We start from the raw sequence: 15,766 nt of genomic DNA on the forward strand, positions 1-15,766 counted from the left end.
TTTTTGCAATACTTCACAGGCAGTCTTTCTTCTTATTCTTTTATATTTACTCAAAAATTAATAATGCGGCTACATTTTATAGCAATTGGGGGAAGTGCCATGCATAACCTTGCCCTTGCTCTTCACGAAAAAGGATATAAAATCACAGGTAGTGATGATGTCATTTATGAACCTTCCAAAACCCGATTAAACAACAAAGGCCTGCTGCCAAAGCAATTTGGGTGGTTTTCCGAAAAAGTCACCAAAGACCTCGATGCTGTTATCCTCGGGATGCATGCCCGGAAAGATAATCCCGAATTGGCAAGAGCAAAAGAACTGGAACTTCCTATATATTCTTATCCCGAATTTTTATTCGAACAATCTAAAGAAAAGACTAGAGTGGTTATTGGCGGTTCTCATGGCAAAACTACAATAACCTCAATGATTCTACACGTGATGAATTACCATCACAAGAACGTTGATTTTATGGTAGGGGCTCAATTGGAAGGATTTGAGAATATGGTCCACTTAACCCAGGAAAATGATTTTATAGTGCTTGAAGGCGATGAGTATTTATCATCTCCTATAGATAGGCGTCCAAAGTTTCATCTTTATAAACCTAACATCGCTTTACTCAGCGGAATTGCCTGGGATCATATCAACGTATTCCCAACTTTTGATGAGTATCTGGAGCAATTCAAAATCTTCATAAATTCTATATTTAAAGGAGGTATACTGGTATATAATGAGGAGGATCAACACCTGAAGAAACTGGTGGAAGAATCTACGAACACCATAAGAAAGCATTCTTACAGAACGCCAGATTATCACGTGGAGAACGAAAATACACTTTTGCATACGCCCGAAGGTGATATGCCTGTTGCCGTTTTTGGGGAACACAACCTTCAAAATTTAGCAGGTGCAAAATGGATTTGTCAACACATGGGTATAGACGAAGAAGACTTTTATGAAGCTATTGCTTCTTTTAAAGGCGCTTCAAAAAGGTTGGAAAAGATAGTAGAAACCAAAAACACTGTCGTATTTAAAGATTTTGCACATAGTCCTTCAAAGGTGATGGCAACTACTAAAGCCGTGAAGGAACAGTATCCGGACAGAAAGGTGGTTGCATGTCTCGAACTACACACCTATAGCAGTTTAAATGCCAATTTTCTTAAACAGTACGAATCTTCTCTGAATGCAGCCGATGAAGCTGTGGTTTTCTTTTCCCCCGAAGCGGTAGAAAATAAGAAGTTGGAGCCCATTTCTAAAGAACAAATTTTTGAAGCTTTTTCCCGAACAGATCTAACAGTTTACACTAATGCACTGGAGTTTAAAAATTACTTGCAAGAACAACAGTATGATCATAAAGTGCTTTTGTTAATGAGTAGTGGTAATTACGGAGGTTTAAATTTTGATGAGATCAAGAACTGGGTATCCTAAAATGGCATTTTTGGAATAGCTTCATTTTGTTATCTTTAGAGAAATTGAGCCAATGGATTCTCAGAAATCAAAAGCCTTTACAATTAAACACTGGGCAGAGGGAGACAGGCCCAGGGAGAAACTCCTTCAAAAGGGCAGGGGGTTTTTAAGTGATGCCGAGTTGCTGGCAATTCTCATTGGCTCAGGGAGTAGAAACGAATCGGCAGTTGAAGTCTGTAAAAAAGTTCTGTTCAAAGCTGAAGATAATCTCAATGAACTGGGAAGGTTTTCTGTAAAACAGCTCATGGAAGTAAAAGGTATTGGTGAAGCTAAAGCTTTAACCATAGTGGCCGCACTGGAGTTGGGTAGAAGACGGAGGTCTTCTGAAGCTCTCGAAAAGAAAAAGATATCTTCAAGTGCTTCAGTTTTTGAACTTATGCAGCCAAAGATAGGGGAGTTGCCTCATGAAGAATTCTGGATCCTCTATCTCAATAACTCCAATAAAGTCATTCAGGAGTTGCCCTTAAGCAAAGGTGGCATAACGGGAACTTTGGTAGATGTGCGTTTGGCTTACAAACAGGCGCTAAATTTGGGTGCCACGGCGACAATACTGGTGCATAACCATCCCTCAGGCAACCTTAATCCAAGTGCGGCAGATAAACAACTTACCCAAAAATTTAAGACAGCCGGGGAATCGCTTGATATAAAAGTTCTGGATCATTTAATAATAACCGAAAAGTCTTATTTCAGCTTTGCTGATGAAGGTTTGTTGTAATATATATTTATGCTGCTGGTATACACCCAAAAAATTACACCTAGAATTACTTATGTATTTAAACACGTATGTACCCAAATTCTAGGTTTGCCTGTTGGCTTCACATCAAAAATTGAAGAATTTGTGGCCCATGAAGGCATGAAGCTCTCCTACGGAAAACAGAGTCTGGCAAATGAGGTTTTTATTCAGAATGTAGATCTTTTGCTGGAGCAGGGAATGAACGATCTTGAGGTAAAGGTTCAGGAATGGGATGGGGTGCCCTGCTTTTTTGCGGTGGGAGAAACCAGCTCGATCCCTTTTGACATTTTTGCGGCTTCTTTTTACCTGCTTAGCCGGTACGAAGAATATCTACCGCATGTAAAAGATAAAGAAGGTAGATTTCAGGCGAGTGAAAGTCTGGCTTTTCAGGAAGGTTTTCTTGAAAAACCGGTCATTGATATTTGGGCGCAAAAATTCCGGCAGGTTCTAAGTGATAAATTTCCGAATCAAAAATTTCCGAAGAGACAGTTCACCACTCAAACTATCGTCGCCGTCACTGAAGCTTATTGCTATAAAAAAAAGGGAATTGTAAGAGTGGTTTTGGGGTTGTTGCTGGATCTAATCAGGTTTAAGCCCAAGTACGTGTTGCACCGGTTGCAGGTAATGACCAAAATGAAAAAAGATCCTTACGATATTTATACAAAGGTCATCCAGTTTTTAAAAAAATACCGGGTGCCCATGAAGTTCATGTTTCAGGTAAGCGATTTTTCTACTTACGACAGGAATATCAACCACAATCGGTTGGAGCTGCAAAGCCTCATTAAATCGGTCGCCGATTATGCCGAAGTTGGCCTGCAGCCGGGATATTATGCAAATCAAAAATTCGCGGTTTTAAAGGAAGAAAAAAAGCGAATGGAGGAAATTATTAAGAGGCCGGTAGAGAGTGCGATCAACAATCATTATAATTTGTTGCTGCCCGATACCTATAACCACATGGTAGAACTTGAATTTCAAAAAGATTTCTCCATGGGCTATCCCGAGGCTGTAGGCTTACGGGCAGGCACCTGTACTCCTTTTTTGTTCTATGATCTCAATTTTGAAATCACCACACCATTACTCGTGAATCCATATGCCATTAATTCTGAAGCTTTCGGAAAATTAAAAGAAAATGAAATAGAGTATAAGGTTCTCGAAATAAAACGACAAATCTCTATGGTTGAAGGAAAGTTGATTTCCGTATTTACGAATAAAGATTTTTCCGAATATGCCAACGCAAGAAGGAATTTTTCAATTTTAAAGATGCTTAATGAAATTCAGTAACATTCGTCATATATTTTTTGATCTCGATCATACCTTATGGGATTTTGACCGCAACTCGGGGCTTGCCTTTAATTCAATTTTTGAAAAGCACAAGATAAAAGTGAGGATCGAGGAGTTTCTTGCAATATATGCGCCCATAAATGCCAATTACTGGAAGCTGTATAGAGATGACAAGGTCACACAAGAAGATCTTCGCTATGGCCGACTGCGGGACTCTTTTAAAGGTATGAATGTAAATGTTACAGATTCTCAGATAAAACAGTTAAGTATAGATTATATTGAGCATTTGCCGAAACATAATTACCTGCTTGCCGGTACCGTTGAAGTGCTCGATTACCTTCGCCCGCTATATAAACTGCACATCATCACCAATGGTTTTAAGGAAGTTCAGTATAAAAAATTGGAAAGTTCGGGTATCCTCAAATATTTTTCTTCCATTACTACTTCTGAAGATGTGGGAGTGAAAAAACCCAATCCAAAAATCTTTGAAGTCGCTCTAGAAAAGGCGGAAGCAAAAGTGGAAGAAAGTATTATGATAGGTGATAATTTTGAAGCTGATATTTTAGGTGCCAAAGACTTCGGAATGCAGGCTATACTGTATAATTACTATAAAACCGAATATGCTACAGATCATCATCAGGTGATGGAAATGAAGGAATTAACTGACTTTTTGTAATAAGCAGAAGTAAATTTCGTTAGATTTAGAACTGTATGAAGATGTCCTGGAGAAATTGCTTTTCAAAAATGGCCTTTTTGGCACTCCTCGCAGCCTGCACTTCCTGTGTTAAGGATGTTGATCTTGACCAGACCGATGAGATTGTACTTTCTCCCGAAGCCGCCGTCGATCTTATTTTCTTTGATCTTGTTGATGAAGAATTCACCGTTGTCTCTAGCAGCGGGGTAACTGCAAAAGACGAAACCAGGCTTGATTTTCTTGACGATGACTACATACAAAATGACCTGGTGCGGGCCGATTTCAATTTTAGGTTTACCAACACCTTTGAGAGTCACTTAACGGCAATTATAAGATTCCTTTCCCCTGCAAACGGGGTGCAGCATACCATACTGGTTTCAATTCCCCGTGGAAGTTCAGAAACACCGTCAGTAATAGATTACACCGAAATTATTAATGAAGCCCAGATAAATAGAATAAGAAGAAGTATAAAAGTGTCTGTTGAAGTAACAAGACATGACCCGTCGGCGGTTGCAGGATCTTTGCAACTCGCTTCAAAAGGGTTTTTCTACTTTGAATTCAAATGATGAGAGTATTTTTCTTCCTCTTCATATTGACGCTTTCTCAGGGTATTTTGGCCCAAAACAAACAGCTGCTCTACAATTATGATGATTTACCTCAAACCCTCTTACTAAATCCGGGAGCCGAAACCAATTTCGATATGCATCTTGGTCTTCCGTTTTTATCACAGATCCATTTATCTGCAGGGTCTTCAGGCGTGAATATGTATGATATTTTCAGGAAGGATGGAGGTTCTATTAATGACAGAATTAGAAAAACGTTGCACAAGCTTTCCAAAAATGATTTTTTTACAGTTAACCAGCAACTTGAGATCTTTTCTATTGGGTGGCGTGACCAGCGAAGAAGGTATTATACGGCAGGTATCTACCAGGAACTGGATGCCTATGTATACTTTCCCAAAGACCCTGCGGTGCTTGCTTACGAAGGGAACAAAGATTACATCGGACGAAATTTCGATTTTTCGGATGCTGCTTTCACTGCCGAGGTGCTCAACGTATTCCATTTGGGATTTACAAATTACTACTCAAAAGATCTTAACTATGGCTTCCGCGGAAAAATTTACTCCGGAATTTTTAATGCCCACAGTGTAGATAATACGGGCATTTTTAGAACCGAACTTTCCCCTGAAGGCCCCAACCTTTACCGGCATTACATGTCGCAGGTCGATATCTTGATAAACACCGCCGGGTGGGACGAACTTACAGACTCTGATGCTACTAACAGGCAACTTATGGCTAGCTTCTTAAAAAAGGCATTTTTGGGAGGTAATATTGGACTGGGTCTCGATGCCGGATTCACCTGGTATCCTTCAGATCAATACAGGGTTACCGCGAGCCTGCTGGATATTGGTTTTATGCGTCAAACCAAAAATGTAGAAAATTACAGGTATTACGGAGATTACCAAACCGATGGGATTGAGCTGCTTTTTCCGGGTACGCGTGAGTATTGGGACGAGTGGGAAGACAACTTAGACAAGAACCTCAAAGATGAAACCCTTACCAATTACTACACCACCTGGCGCCCGGTTAAATTTAATGTCTCTTTAGACTTTGGCTTTTCTGAAAATGCCGAACCCTGTAACTGCTACAGGCCAATGGGAAGGAGAAGATATTTTAACCATCTTGGAGCCCAGTTTTTCGCTGTAAAACGGCCCCGGGGGCTCAACTTTGCCACCACCCTTTACTACGATAAAACCTTTAATAATAACTTTAGAGGAAAAATTACTTATACAGCCGATTCCTACTCGTTTTCGAATATCGGGCTCCTGTTTTCTGCCAGACTTTCCAATTTTAATGTTTATCTTGCTGCAGATAATCTTCTGGATTATACCAATCTCGCCAAGACGCAGAACGCTTCGGTGCAGCTTGGTGTCCAACTAATGTTTAGCAGGGAATGAGAACTATTTTTTTCTTTTTTGTCTTTTTATTCGGAATAACCAGTAACACTTTTGGGCAGGATGTCAATAAGTACAAATATGTGCTGGTACCACAAGAATTTGAATTCCTGAAGCATCCAAACCAGTATCAGGTAAACGCACTTACCGCTTTTCTGTTAGAAAAATATGGTTTTGACGCACTTTACGAAGAGAAGATCCCGGCTAATATGGGACTTTGTGATGTGCTTAAGGTCAATGTTCATAATGAATCGAGCCTATTTCGTTCCAGGCTTTACGTCACTTTAGAAAACTGTAATGATGAGGTGGTGTTCACTTCAAAAACAGGATCGAGCAGGGAGAAGAATTATAAAAAATCCTATCATGAAGCTTTAAGGGAAGCTTTTACTTCTTTTGAAGGTCTTAGTGAAGGGTCAAAACTTATAAAAAGCGGGGTTGCTGTTGCGGAAACTTCTGCGGAAAAAGATCCTGCTGAAGTTGTGATAGATCCTGTACCCGCGGCCAAAGATATTCAGGAAGAAGCTTCCGAAGTAATTATAGATCCGGTACCGGCTGCTAATGATACTCAGGAACAGGCTTCTGAAGTTGTTGTTGATCCTGTGGTAACTTCCGAAGAAATAGAAGAAGCTACAGAAGAGTCTTCGGCACTTCCTGAAGTAGTTCAGAAGAATAAGAATTTGCAGTTTGTAAATGGCGCAATCACCTATAAACTGGTGAAAACGCCGGCTGGTTATGACCTTTACAGGGAAGGAGAACCAGGTAAATTTGGAACTTTACTAAAATCGGGTGGGGGAGAGAATTACCTTTATTCTTCAAAAAACATCTCCGGGAATGCCTTTTTTGACACCCATGGGAACCTGGTTGTCGAATATCTTGATCCTAATTCCCAGCAACTCATCAGCGTAAAATATTCTCAGAAAGGTCAATAACCGTATTTGCCTTTCCAGCGTTTTTGCAGAAAATCCCTTTGTGCCTGCTCCCGCTGATTATTCCCGGGACGAAAGAACGCATGATTGCTTATTTCCTTCGGAAGAAATTCGGCTGCGGCAAAATTATTTTCATAATTATGCGCGTATTTATAATCCTCGCCATAACCAAGATCTTTCATAAGCTTGGTGGGCGCATTTCGTATGGCCAAAGGCACAGGAAGATTTCCGGTCTTTTTTACCATCGCCTGGGCCTCGTTGATAGCCATGTAAGAAGCGTTCGATTTTGGGGAAGTGGCCAGGTAAATACAGCACTGGCTTAAAATGATCCTGGATTCGGGGTGGCCAATGGTAGAAACAGCCTGAAAAGTGTTATTTGCGAGGATCAAAGCCGTGGGGTTCGCATTGCCAATATCTTCGGAAGCCAAAATGAGTAAACGGCGGGCAATGAACTTCACATCCTCACCACCTTCTATCATTCGGGCCAGCCAGTACACAGCTGCATTGGGGTCACTACCTCTAATCGATTTGATAAAAGCCGAAATTATATCGTAGTGCTGCTCGCCGGTCTTGTCATAAAGCACCGTGTTTTGCTGAACTTTGTTCATCACCATATCGTTGGTGATCACTACTTTGTCTTCTTCTTCAGAAGTAACCACGAGTTCAAAAATGTTGAGCAACTTTCGGGCATCACCGCCGCTAAGTCTTAGTAGCGCCTCTGTTTCCTGTAATTCAATCTCTTTTTTGGAGATGATTTCGTCTTCAGATATCGCTCTTTTCAGCAGAGCAATAAGATCGTCTTTTGAGAAAGAGTTGAGTACGTATACCTGGCTTCGTGAGAGTAAAGCGGGAATAACTTCAAAACTTGGGTTCTCGGTAGTTGCTCCAATGAGCGTGATCCAGCCTTTTTCTACAGCGCCTAGAAGCGAATCCTGCTGCGATTTACTAAACCTGTGAATCTCATCTATAAAAAGAATAGGGTTTTTTGTGGTGAAGAGGCCGTCGCTTTTTTTTGCTTTTTCTATAACTTCCCTTACATCTTTAACGCCGCTGCTAATGGCACTCAGGGTAAAGAACGGCCGGCCAGACTCGGTAGCTATAATATTTGCCAGGGTGGTTTTACCCACTCCCGGAGGCCCCCAAAAAATAATGCTGGGTATGATGTCCCTCTTAATTTGTTTGCGAAGAGCGGCATCAGGCCCCACCAGGTGTTGCTGCGATAAGTAATCATCTAATGTTAGGGGACGTAATCTTTCGGCTAAAGGTTTATTCATGAGGTAAAAATAGTAAATTGAGTACTCTTGCAGAAAATGCAGGCGGTATAAGTTTTCTTAGTGACGAACTGGCAGCATGAGGTTCTTTTCAAAAAAATGTGTGCTAAAAATGTCATTTTTGGAAGGTATTTGTGCAGCAGTTTTAATTGGTTAACTTTTTGCAAAGCCAAAGGTATGAGAGTACAAAAATCAGCAAATCCTGAACCATTTGTTTTTACTACAGGGGTGGTGGGCTATCCCCTGATCTTTGTACTGGCTATTTGGATAGTATTTTGGATGGAAATACGCTTTGGGTGGGACTTCACGAGCTTTGGAATCTACCCGCGAACTCTTGAGGGGCTTAGAGGTATAGTTTTTTCACCTTTTATACACAGTGGGATAAAACATTTGTTTCACAATACGGTTCCGCTGTTCGTTCTTACGCTTTCCCTCTTTTACTTTTACCGGAAATTAAGTTGGAAAATCCTCTTTTTCGGGCTCCTGCTGTCGGGATTCCTTACCTGGCTTATTGGGAGGCCCGCTTTTCATATAGGGGCTTCAGGAATGATCTATGTGCTGGCGGGATTTTTATTCTTCAAAGGTATTTTTTCGAGATACTTCAGACTGGTAGCTCTTTCCCTGATCGTGGTTTTTCTTTACGGCGGACTATTATGGTACATCACACCCATTGATCCTAAAATTTCGTGGGAAGGCCACCTGGCGGGGCTTCTTTCAGGATTGATCTTTGCACTCATTTACAGGCAGAATGTTGTCCGTGCCCCAAAATATGAATGGGAAAAAGAAACTTATAGGGAAGAAGAAGACCCTTTTATGCGGCATTTTGACGAAAACGGGAACTTCATTGAAAACCCCGATGGAGAGGACGAGCCGCTTTATGTTTACCATTATAAACGAGAGGAAAAGGACCGGCCAAAAGGAGAATAGTACTTTGCTAATCCAGTCTCTGTCGCATCACTTCATAGAGAAAAGCACCACAGGCTACAGAAACATTTAAGCTGCCAATGCTACCATGCATAGGGAGTTTGGCTTTGTCGTCAACCAGCTTGAGCACAGATTCAGAAATTCCCTTTCCTTCATTTCCCATTACCATTGCCGTGGGTTCTTTAAAATCTACTGAATACAGCAGCTTGTCGGTCTTTTCTGTGGCTGCTACCACTTTAATGCCCGAGCCCTGCATGTAGAAAATGGCATCTTTGATATGATCTACCTTGATAAGCGGAATTTTAAAGATCGCCCCGGCAGAAGTCTTCACCGTATCGGCAGTTACGGGAGCGCCCCCTTTTTTCTGAATGATAATTGCGTTTACACCACAACATTCGGCAGTTCTAATGATCGCACCAAAATTCCGAACATCATCTACCTGATCAAGTAAAAGAAAGAGCGGGGCGGTTTCCTGTTGAAGCGCCTTTTCAACTTCAGAAGCAAGATCGGCAAATTGAACGGGCGAGATCTTTGCCACAACACCCTGGTGATTTCCTTTTACCAGTCGGTTCAACTTTTCTACAGGGACGTAAGAAATGTTGTATTCGCCAGATTTAGTTTTTTGCTGTAATTCCTGAAATAACTGGCCGCTAAGACCTTTTTGAACAAAGATCTTGTCTATGGTCTCATTATTCTGAATGGCTTCAATTACGGCACGTATTCCAAAAATGGTGGTTGTATCTTTCATGGTGCAAAGATAGAGATAAATGAATGGCTGCCGAAAACTCTTGAAAATTACTTTATTCTTCAGCCTGCACTGTAAAAGTTCTTTTTACAGACACAGGTTTTCCTGAATTTGTGAACCCTTCAAGATGAATTTCAAAAGTTCCGGGAACATCAGAAGTGAAGAAATCCATATTTTCTTCGGAAGAATCTATTTCTACTGAAGGCACCCACAGAAGTTGTGTTCTTAGATCTGGAATCCTTGACAGTGGATTATCTGAAGAAGTGGCATAAGACTGTTTAAAATAGTTCTTGCCGGCTTCAGGAAGTTTCATTGCTACTCTTTTAATGTAATCCTGGTTTAAAGTTTCAGAAAAATTTCCCTCGATCGTTTCAACATCAACAATTCCGGCGAAAATATGAGAGCCTAAAAAGAAGTTATCCCTCAAAATCTTTATGCTCTTCACGTATTTTGCCGGGTAGTTGATCAAGAGGTCGTGATCTTGTACCATAGCGCCGTCTACGATAAGCAGCGCCGGAAGATAAAAATTCGTTGCGCCGTCTGTCTGGTTTATCACGAATTGAGAGCCGTCTTTGCTCCTGGCCAGGTGGGCAAACATGACAATTTCAACCATTGTTTCTTTTATAGTGGGAAACCGGGTGTAGTCATCCAGATTGTAGACGGTAGGCTCTTGAGTGTAAAAAGGTTCTTTTTCAGTTATAACTTTTAAAGTGTCGGGTTTAACGCTGTAATATGCATTTTCAATCTGAACCTGTACGCTGCGGTCAAGAATATAATCTTTCATGGCAGGGGTAATCTTAAAATCGGCGAACTTCAAATCAGGATTGGAGATTTGAGGTAAAGGATCAAGTTTGATCTCATAATTTTCGGTTTCATCTCCTAAAATTTGCATTAAAGCTTCGGGGGTGTCGTAGGCTTCATCTAAATTGAGATAGAATTTCCCCTGCTTGTTTGTAGTTGCGATCTTGAGCATGTAATCTTCACCCGGAAGGGAGAAAGCCAGTTTCTTTCCTGATAAATTGCGGGCAGCTTCCGGTGTATTTGCCACAATTCGGCCGGAGATGAGATTGCCTCTTGCTTCAGGAAGAAAGACTGAGTCTATATTTTGACGTGCAGCAGGAAAAGAAAGGTCAAAATCTTCAGAAGTAAATTTCTTCGGAATAGAAATACTATCTGTTTTTCTAACAGAAAGCGAATAATCTCCCGGAACCCCTTTTAAATCTACGGTCACTTTTTCTCTCCTGCCAAAAATGTCATTTTCCAGAATGATTTTTACAGGGCTATTTTCACTCTTAACTGAATTTTTTCCTGAGTCAGGATTTGGAGATATGGACGGGATTTCTTCAGAAGTTGATAAAATGGCCGATGAATCGCCGCGATATGGATTAACTATGGCCACATCACCTGCGAAATAAGTGTCGTGATTCCTCATCCAGTTGGAATAGCTCAATAATTTGTAATTTCCAGATGGGACAGTGGTCGGGATAAAGAAATCTCCCTGCGCCTGTCCGTTTTTCAGCAGGAGTTTGTGCTTGAAAATGCTATTTCCATCTTCACTTATTAATTCTACATAAGCGACTTTGCTCACTCCGCTGAATTCTTCCGTATCCTTTTCAAGATTGTAGAGCTTATAATACAGGTATTCCCCCGGAAAAAGCAAGGAGGAATTGTAGTGGACAAAAATCTTTTCCTGCGGAACTTTTTCGAGCAGTGCTGCACCGGCTGAACTATCTACTGCCTGCGCAAAAAAATGTAGCGGAAGAAAGAAACATGTAAGTGTGAAAAAAAGGTATTTCATATTTATTTTATTCAGTCCAAAAATCGGGTGCCTGGTTGGTGCCATAAACGGTGCAGTCTACACATTCGGTGGCAATAACTCTCATGGGGCCTTCGCCTAATTCCCCCGGGACAGGTGCCCCGGCCATGCTGTAATATCGAACTGTTCCGCCTTTAATCATACCAATTGGGGTGTCATAGTTCTCTCCCGGCCTAAATATTAAACAAGATTCGGGAAATTGTGGTCGGCGTTCATCAAATGCAAAGAAATCATGATAGTCAAAAAATACCCTTTTTGAAGAGGTAGAGGAGAGGGTAAAGAAGCCTATGACTTTCTCGCTTTCATTGCTGGAAGACCGAATATTACCACTTACAAAACCCGGTTGCGTTGGGCTCAAAACACTCCCTGAGCCGGAGATTTTCTTAAGGGTAGAATAATAAGAAAAGGCTTCAGGTGTTAAAGAATACTGTTTTACCAAAATGCTGTAACGCTGGGCCAGTACGGGGTTTTCTTGGTCTATGAATCGCACTACGAAAGATTTGAGATCATTCTCGCTAAGGGAACTTGTGTTAGAGATAATTATTTCTTTAGACGGCACCGTGTTGTAACATACCGTTTCCTGGCGGGTATTTGGAACCACACTCCAATCGTTTCCTTCAAACTTTATGGTATTGCGCACCGTATATGGAGAGACAATTTTATAGGTTTCTTCATACTCGTATAACGCATACCTTGAGGCCGAAGAAGTATATTCACTGTCTACCATTAGTGCAACTCCATCTTCTCCCTGGTAGAAACTGCGTTCGGCATAAAGATTATCGATTTTAGCTCCCGGGATCAAAGTGGCAGGATCTGAAATATAAGAGCTTCCGTCCCGGGTATCGATTTGAAGTTGGTAAGTGCGTTGTGGCCCGGCAGCAAATTTGGTGCTGGAAAGATAAGTTCCCGGTGTATCTAATTCGTAGAACTGAAATTGGGCACCGGTGTCATCGGTTATGGTAACAACTGCATTTGTTTCTGCAGCTGGTATTTGCTTTTCGAGTTCGTAGGTGCGTGTGAGCCTGACTTTCTGGGTTTTGAGTTCATCGGTAATCAAAGCTTCTACAACCAGAAGGTTCTCATAAGTTTCCGTTTCAAATTCGTATGGTTCCACACAGCTGTTAGTGATCATTGAAAAAATGAACAAAAGAAACAGGCGAATGACAGATTTAGTGTTGATACATTTCATATTCTCTCCGCTTTAAAATCTGAAATTATAGGTGATGGTAGGTACCGGAATTGAAAAAATGGAGCTTTTATAAGCTTTTACTTCTCCTTCTTCAGTCACAAAAAATACTGAATACGGATTGTTTCTTCCCAATACGTTGTAAACTGAAATATTCCAGAAACTGTGTGCAAATTTCTTGATCTTGTGATTTCCTTCTACGTTAAAACTGAGGTCAAGGCGGTAGTAATCTGGAATCCTGAATTTGTTTCGGTCGCTGTAAAGCACATATTCAATTCCATTTTGATAGTATTTCCCGGTGGGGAAGGTGACGGGGCGCCCGGTTTGATATACAAAATTAGCTGAAAAACTGAACCGATGGGTTAGTTTATAATTGGCTACTATGCTTAGGTCATGAGGTTTATCGTAATTGGCGGGAAAAAATTCGCCGTTATTCACCTGCTGTTCATTAAAAGCTCCGTCGAGTTTTAGTTCAGATTTAGAGTAGGTGTAGCCCAGCCATCCGTTCAATCGGCCTTCGGTTTTTTTCAGAAGAAATTCGGCTCCAAAAGAGCGGCCTTCTCCCTGTAAAACTTCAGTTTCTATATTTTCATTCAGAAAAAGCTGCGCCCCTACTTTGTAATCAAGGATATTCCTTGATTCTTTATAGTAGCCTTCTACACTCACTTCATACATATTGTTATTGAAGTTCTTGTAAAGCCCTAAAGAATACTGGTGGGCACGTTGAGGCTTTATGTTTTTATCGGTGAGTTTGTAAGTATCGGTAGGGGAGACCGTGGTGTTGTTAGAAAGGGTGTGAATATACTGGTAAGCATTGTTGTAACTAAGCTTTAAGGAAAGATCGGGAAGCAGGAAATAACGTGCCGAGAGGCGTACTTCGGGTCCGCCGTAGGTTTCCATAACTTCATTTTTTCCGTAGTGAACGGTATCAATTACAGTAGCTTCAGATTTTGGAAGGCCTTCTTCATAAATTTTCTGGTTCTTTTCACCAAGTGCAGCATAATGAGAATAGCGAAGGCCGCCGCTAAGAAGCAGTTTGTCATTAACTGTAAAATTATCGGCAAGATAGATAGCAGACTCCAGGCCTTTTTCTTTAGCAATCTCAAGGGGTTGAATAATAGATTCGCTTCCCAGAGGCTGTATTTTACCAGGGTGCACATTATAGAGCTTGGTTGAAATTCCATAATCAAATTTATGTGCAGCACTATGAAGGTACCTCATGTTCAATTTTACTTCAGTTTCATTGATCTTATAACCTGAAGTAAAGTTATTGTTGAATTCGCTTTCGTAATCTATATCAAAGTTATAATGGCTGTTGGTGAGGATAAGGCTACCGTCATTTTTTTCATTAAACTTATGATTGAGTTTCATGGAGAACAGCAGGTTCTGATAGTTAAAGAGAGAATCAGAAGTAATGCTGTAGTTGTCACGGCTAAGGTAGCCGGTGGTCTTTAAGCTGGTCCTGTCATTAAATTTGTGGTTATACTTTGCAATGACATCGTAAAAGGAAGCTTTGCTGTCTTTTAGGGATTCTTCGTCCAGGTTTTTTAAAATCCAGTCGGAATAGGTACTTCTTCCGCCTATGAGTAACCCCGATTTCTCTTTAATCACAGGAATTTCAAGAGCAACATTGCTGGTTACTGGCCCCACCGAAACTTCTCCTGCAAATTTCTGGGTATTTGCATCTTTGGAGGTGATATCAAAAACTGAAGAAAGCCTTCCACCAAACCGCGCCGGGATATTTCCTTTGTAAATGGTCATGTCTCCAGTGGTAAAAGGATTTACGGCAGAGAAAATTCCGAAGAAATGAGCAGGATTGTAAAGCACTGCATCATCGATCAAAATGAGGTTTTGGTCGGTTTTCCCGCCCCTTACGTTAAACCCTGCAGATCCCTCACCCGTAGTGGAAATTCCCGGAAGAGTGACTGCTACTTTCATAACATCCCTTTCTCCCAGGACCAGGGGTATATTTTTGATTTCACTTATGTCAATATCTTCTGTGCCCCCAATGGCATCTTCTACGTTCTCGGCCTGGTTAGAATCTACCAATACTTCTCCCAATAGCTCATAATCTTCCTTAAGGCTTAAGTTGTACGTGCCGTCGCTAAAGATGACCAGCCGGGTCACCACGTCTTCATTTCCCAAAGATCTTGTCTCTAAAAGGTGTTCTCCTGCTGGCAATTTCAGGTTATAATTTCCATTGATATCGGTAACTGTACCTATAGTTGTTCCCTGAACAATGATAGAAAGGTTGGAGATAGGTTCTCCAGTTTCCTGGTTTGTTGCCTGCCCGCTTAAGTTGAAAGTTCCGGTGCCTGAAGTCTGAGTTTCTTTACCTATAAATATTGTCTTGCTTGTTGCTTTGGGGCTGTTGCTTTGAGTATAGAAAACAGGATTATATTCTTTAATCTCTTTTGGTCTTTCAGTAGCTATTTGTGTCGTGTCTGGGAAGAACCCCTGAGGTAACTGATTATATATAATATTGCTTTTTGTGATGACCACTCTGTTATTGTCTAGAAAGTAGTAATTGAGAAGAGTTTGTTCAAATGCCTTTTTTAAGACTTCAGATACGGGGGTTTGGTTGTAGTTGGCTGTTACCTTCGTGCCTTTTACCCATTCTTCTACATAAAAAAAGTGGAAGCCTGTTTGCTGTTCTATTTCGCCAAGAACCTGTTCTAAGGTAGCTTGTTCTAAAGAAAGGGAAACTTTAGGAGATTCTTCCTGAGCCGTGAGGTGCTGCAGAGAAAAAAGTATTAGCAGGGTAACAAAATTCTTCAA

13 protein-coding genes are annotated in these 15,766 nt (G+C 41.0%); 8 read left to right on the plus strand and 5 right to left on the minus strand.

Annotated elements, in window-relative coordinates; genetic code table 11:
- Nucleotides 1–63: 63 nt before the first annotated feature.
- The 7 genes from V5739_RS10730 to V5739_RS10760 all read left to right on the plus strand — a co-directional run bounded on the left by V5739_RS10730 (nucleotide 64) and on the right by V5739_RS10760 (nucleotide 7,049).
- On the plus strand, nucleotides 64–1,419 hold the full coding sequence (locus V5739_RS10730; protein WP_423818165.1) for a UDP-N-acetylmuramate--L-alanine ligase: 1,356 nt from the start codon (nucleotides 64–66) through the stop codon (nucleotides 1,417–1,419).
- Nucleotides 1,420–1,471: 52 nt separating this feature from the next.
- Nucleotides 1,472–2,173, plus strand: coding sequence for a RadC family protein (radC, locus tag V5739_RS10735; RefSeq protein WP_423818166.1), 702 nt, complete (start codon nucleotides 1,472–1,474; stop codon nucleotides 2,171–2,173).
- Between the two features lie 87 nt (nucleotides 2,174–2,260).
- A complete protein-coding gene (locus V5739_RS10740) occupies nucleotides 2,261–3,472 on the plus strand; it encodes a polysaccharide deacetylase family protein (protein ID WP_423818167.1) in 1,212 nt (403 codons plus the stop codon).
- Nucleotides 3,459–4,148 (plus strand): YjjG family noncanonical pyrimidine nucleotidase, encoded by a 690-nt coding sequence (locus V5739_RS10745; protein WP_423818168.1) that lies wholly within the window; start codon nucleotides 3,459–3,461, stop codon nucleotides 4,146–4,148. The genes V5739_RS10740 and V5739_RS10745 overlap by 14 nt, the downstream gene beginning before the upstream one ends.
- Nucleotides 4,149–4,225: 77 nt before the next feature.
- Entirely contained in the window at nucleotides 4,226–4,732 is a 507-nt protein-coding gene (locus tag V5739_RS10750; protein WP_423818169.1) for a hypothetical protein, read from the plus strand.
- Complete coding sequence (locus V5739_RS10755) at nucleotides 4,729–6,123, plus strand: DUF5723 family protein (protein ID WP_423818170.1); 1,395 nt, start codon at nucleotides 4,729–4,731, stop codon at nucleotides 6,121–6,123. The genes V5739_RS10750 and V5739_RS10755 overlap by 4 nt, the downstream gene beginning before the upstream one ends.
- Nucleotides 6,120–7,049 carry a hypothetical protein gene (locus tag V5739_RS10760; RefSeq protein ID WP_423818171.1) on the plus strand — a complete coding sequence of 310 codons (930 nt, stop codon included), beginning with the start codon at nucleotides 6,120–6,122 and terminating at the stop codon, nucleotides 7,047–7,049. The genes V5739_RS10755 and V5739_RS10760 overlap by 4 nt, the downstream gene beginning before the upstream one ends.
- Here the strand turns inward: V5739_RS10760 and V5739_RS10765 are convergent.
- Nucleotides 7,043–8,320: a replication-associated recombination protein A gene (locus V5739_RS10765; protein ID WP_423818172.1), complete on the minus strand. Its 1,278-nt coding sequence runs from the start codon at nucleotides 8,318–8,320 to the stop codon at nucleotides 7,043–7,045. The genes V5739_RS10760 and V5739_RS10765 overlap by 7 nt on opposite strands.
- Before the next feature lie 174 nt (nucleotides 8,321–8,494).
- On the opposite strand from V5739_RS10765, the gene V5739_RS10770 reads away from it, so the two are divergent.
- A complete protein-coding gene (locus V5739_RS10770) occupies nucleotides 8,495–9,244 on the plus strand; it encodes a rhomboid family intramembrane serine protease (protein WP_423818173.1) in 750 nt (249 codons plus the stop codon).
- A gap of 7 nt (nucleotides 9,245–9,251) precedes the next feature.
- Here V5739_RS10770 and rlmB read toward each other — a convergent pair whose 3' ends face one another.
- The 4 genes from rlmB to V5739_RS10790 are packed head-to-tail and all read right to left on the minus strand — an operon-like array spanning nucleotide 9,252 to nucleotide 15,766.
- The gene (gene rlmB, locus V5739_RS10775) at nucleotides 9,252–9,989 is read right to left on the minus strand and encodes a 23S rRNA (guanosine(2251)-2'-O)-methyltransferase RlmB (RefSeq protein ID WP_423818174.1); all 738 of its coding nucleotides are present in this window, start codon (nucleotides 9,987–9,989) and stop codon (nucleotides 9,252–9,254) included.
- A gap of 52 nt (nucleotides 9,990–10,041) precedes the next feature.
- Nucleotides 10,042–11,784 carry a hypothetical protein gene (locus V5739_RS10780; RefSeq protein WP_423818175.1) on the minus strand — a complete coding sequence of 581 codons (1,743 nt, stop codon included), beginning with the start codon at nucleotides 11,782–11,784 and terminating at the stop codon, nucleotides 10,042–10,044.
- Nucleotides 11,785–11,791: 7 nt separating this feature from the next.
- A complete protein-coding gene (locus V5739_RS10785; protein ID WP_423818176.1) occupies nucleotides 11,792–12,991 on the minus strand; it encodes a DUF4249 domain-containing protein in 1,200 nt (399 codons plus the stop codon).
- A 12-nt stretch (nucleotides 12,992–13,003) separates the two neighbouring features.
- On the minus strand, nucleotides 13,004–15,766 hold the full coding sequence (locus V5739_RS10790; RefSeq protein ID WP_423818177.1) for a TonB-dependent receptor: 2,763 nt from the start codon (nucleotides 15,764–15,766) through the stop codon (nucleotides 13,004–13,006).

The sequence above is a fragment of the Salinimicrobium sp. TIG7-5_MAKvit genome, from assembly GCF_049569215.1.
Classification (GTDB): domain Bacteria; phylum Bacteroidota; class Bacteroidia; order Flavobacteriales; family Flavobacteriaceae; genus Salinimicrobium; species Salinimicrobium profundisediminis.

Coding starts and splice junctions, on each gene's coding strand:
- V5739_RS10730 (WP_423818165.1), top strand. CDS start 64: ATGCGGCTACATTTTATAGCAATTGGGGGAAGTGCCATGCATAACCTT.
- V5739_RS10745 (WP_423818168.1), top strand. CDS start 3,459: ATGAAATTCAGTAACATTCGTCATATATTTTTTGATCTCGATCATACC.
- V5739_RS10770 (WP_423818173.1), top strand. CDS start 8,495: ATGAGAGTACAAAAATCAGCAAATCCTGAACCATTTGTTTTTACTACA.
- radC (WP_423818166.1), top strand. CDS start 1,472: ATGGATTCTCAGAAATCAAAAGCCTTTACAATTAAACACTGGGCAGAG.
- rlmB (WP_423818174.1), bottom strand. CDS start 9,989: ATGAAAGATACAACCACCATTTTTGGAATACGTGCCGTAATTGAAGCC.
- V5739_RS10760 (WP_423818171.1), top strand. CDS start 6,120: ATGAGAACTATTTTTTTCTTTTTTGTCTTTTTATTCGGAATAACCAGT.
- V5739_RS10765 (WP_423818172.1), bottom strand. CDS start 8,320: ATGAATAAACCTTTAGCCGAAAGATTACGTCCCCTAACATTAGATGAT.
- V5739_RS10780 (WP_423818175.1), bottom strand. CDS start 11,784: ATGAAATACCTTTTTTTCACACTTACATGTTTCTTTCTTCCGCTACAT.
- V5739_RS10755 (WP_423818170.1), top strand. CDS start 4,729: ATGATGAGAGTATTTTTCTTCCTCTTCATATTGACGCTTTCTCAGGGT.
- V5739_RS10785 (WP_423818176.1), bottom strand. CDS start 12,991: ATGAAATGTATCAACACTAAATCTGTCATTCGCCTGTTTCTTTTGTTC.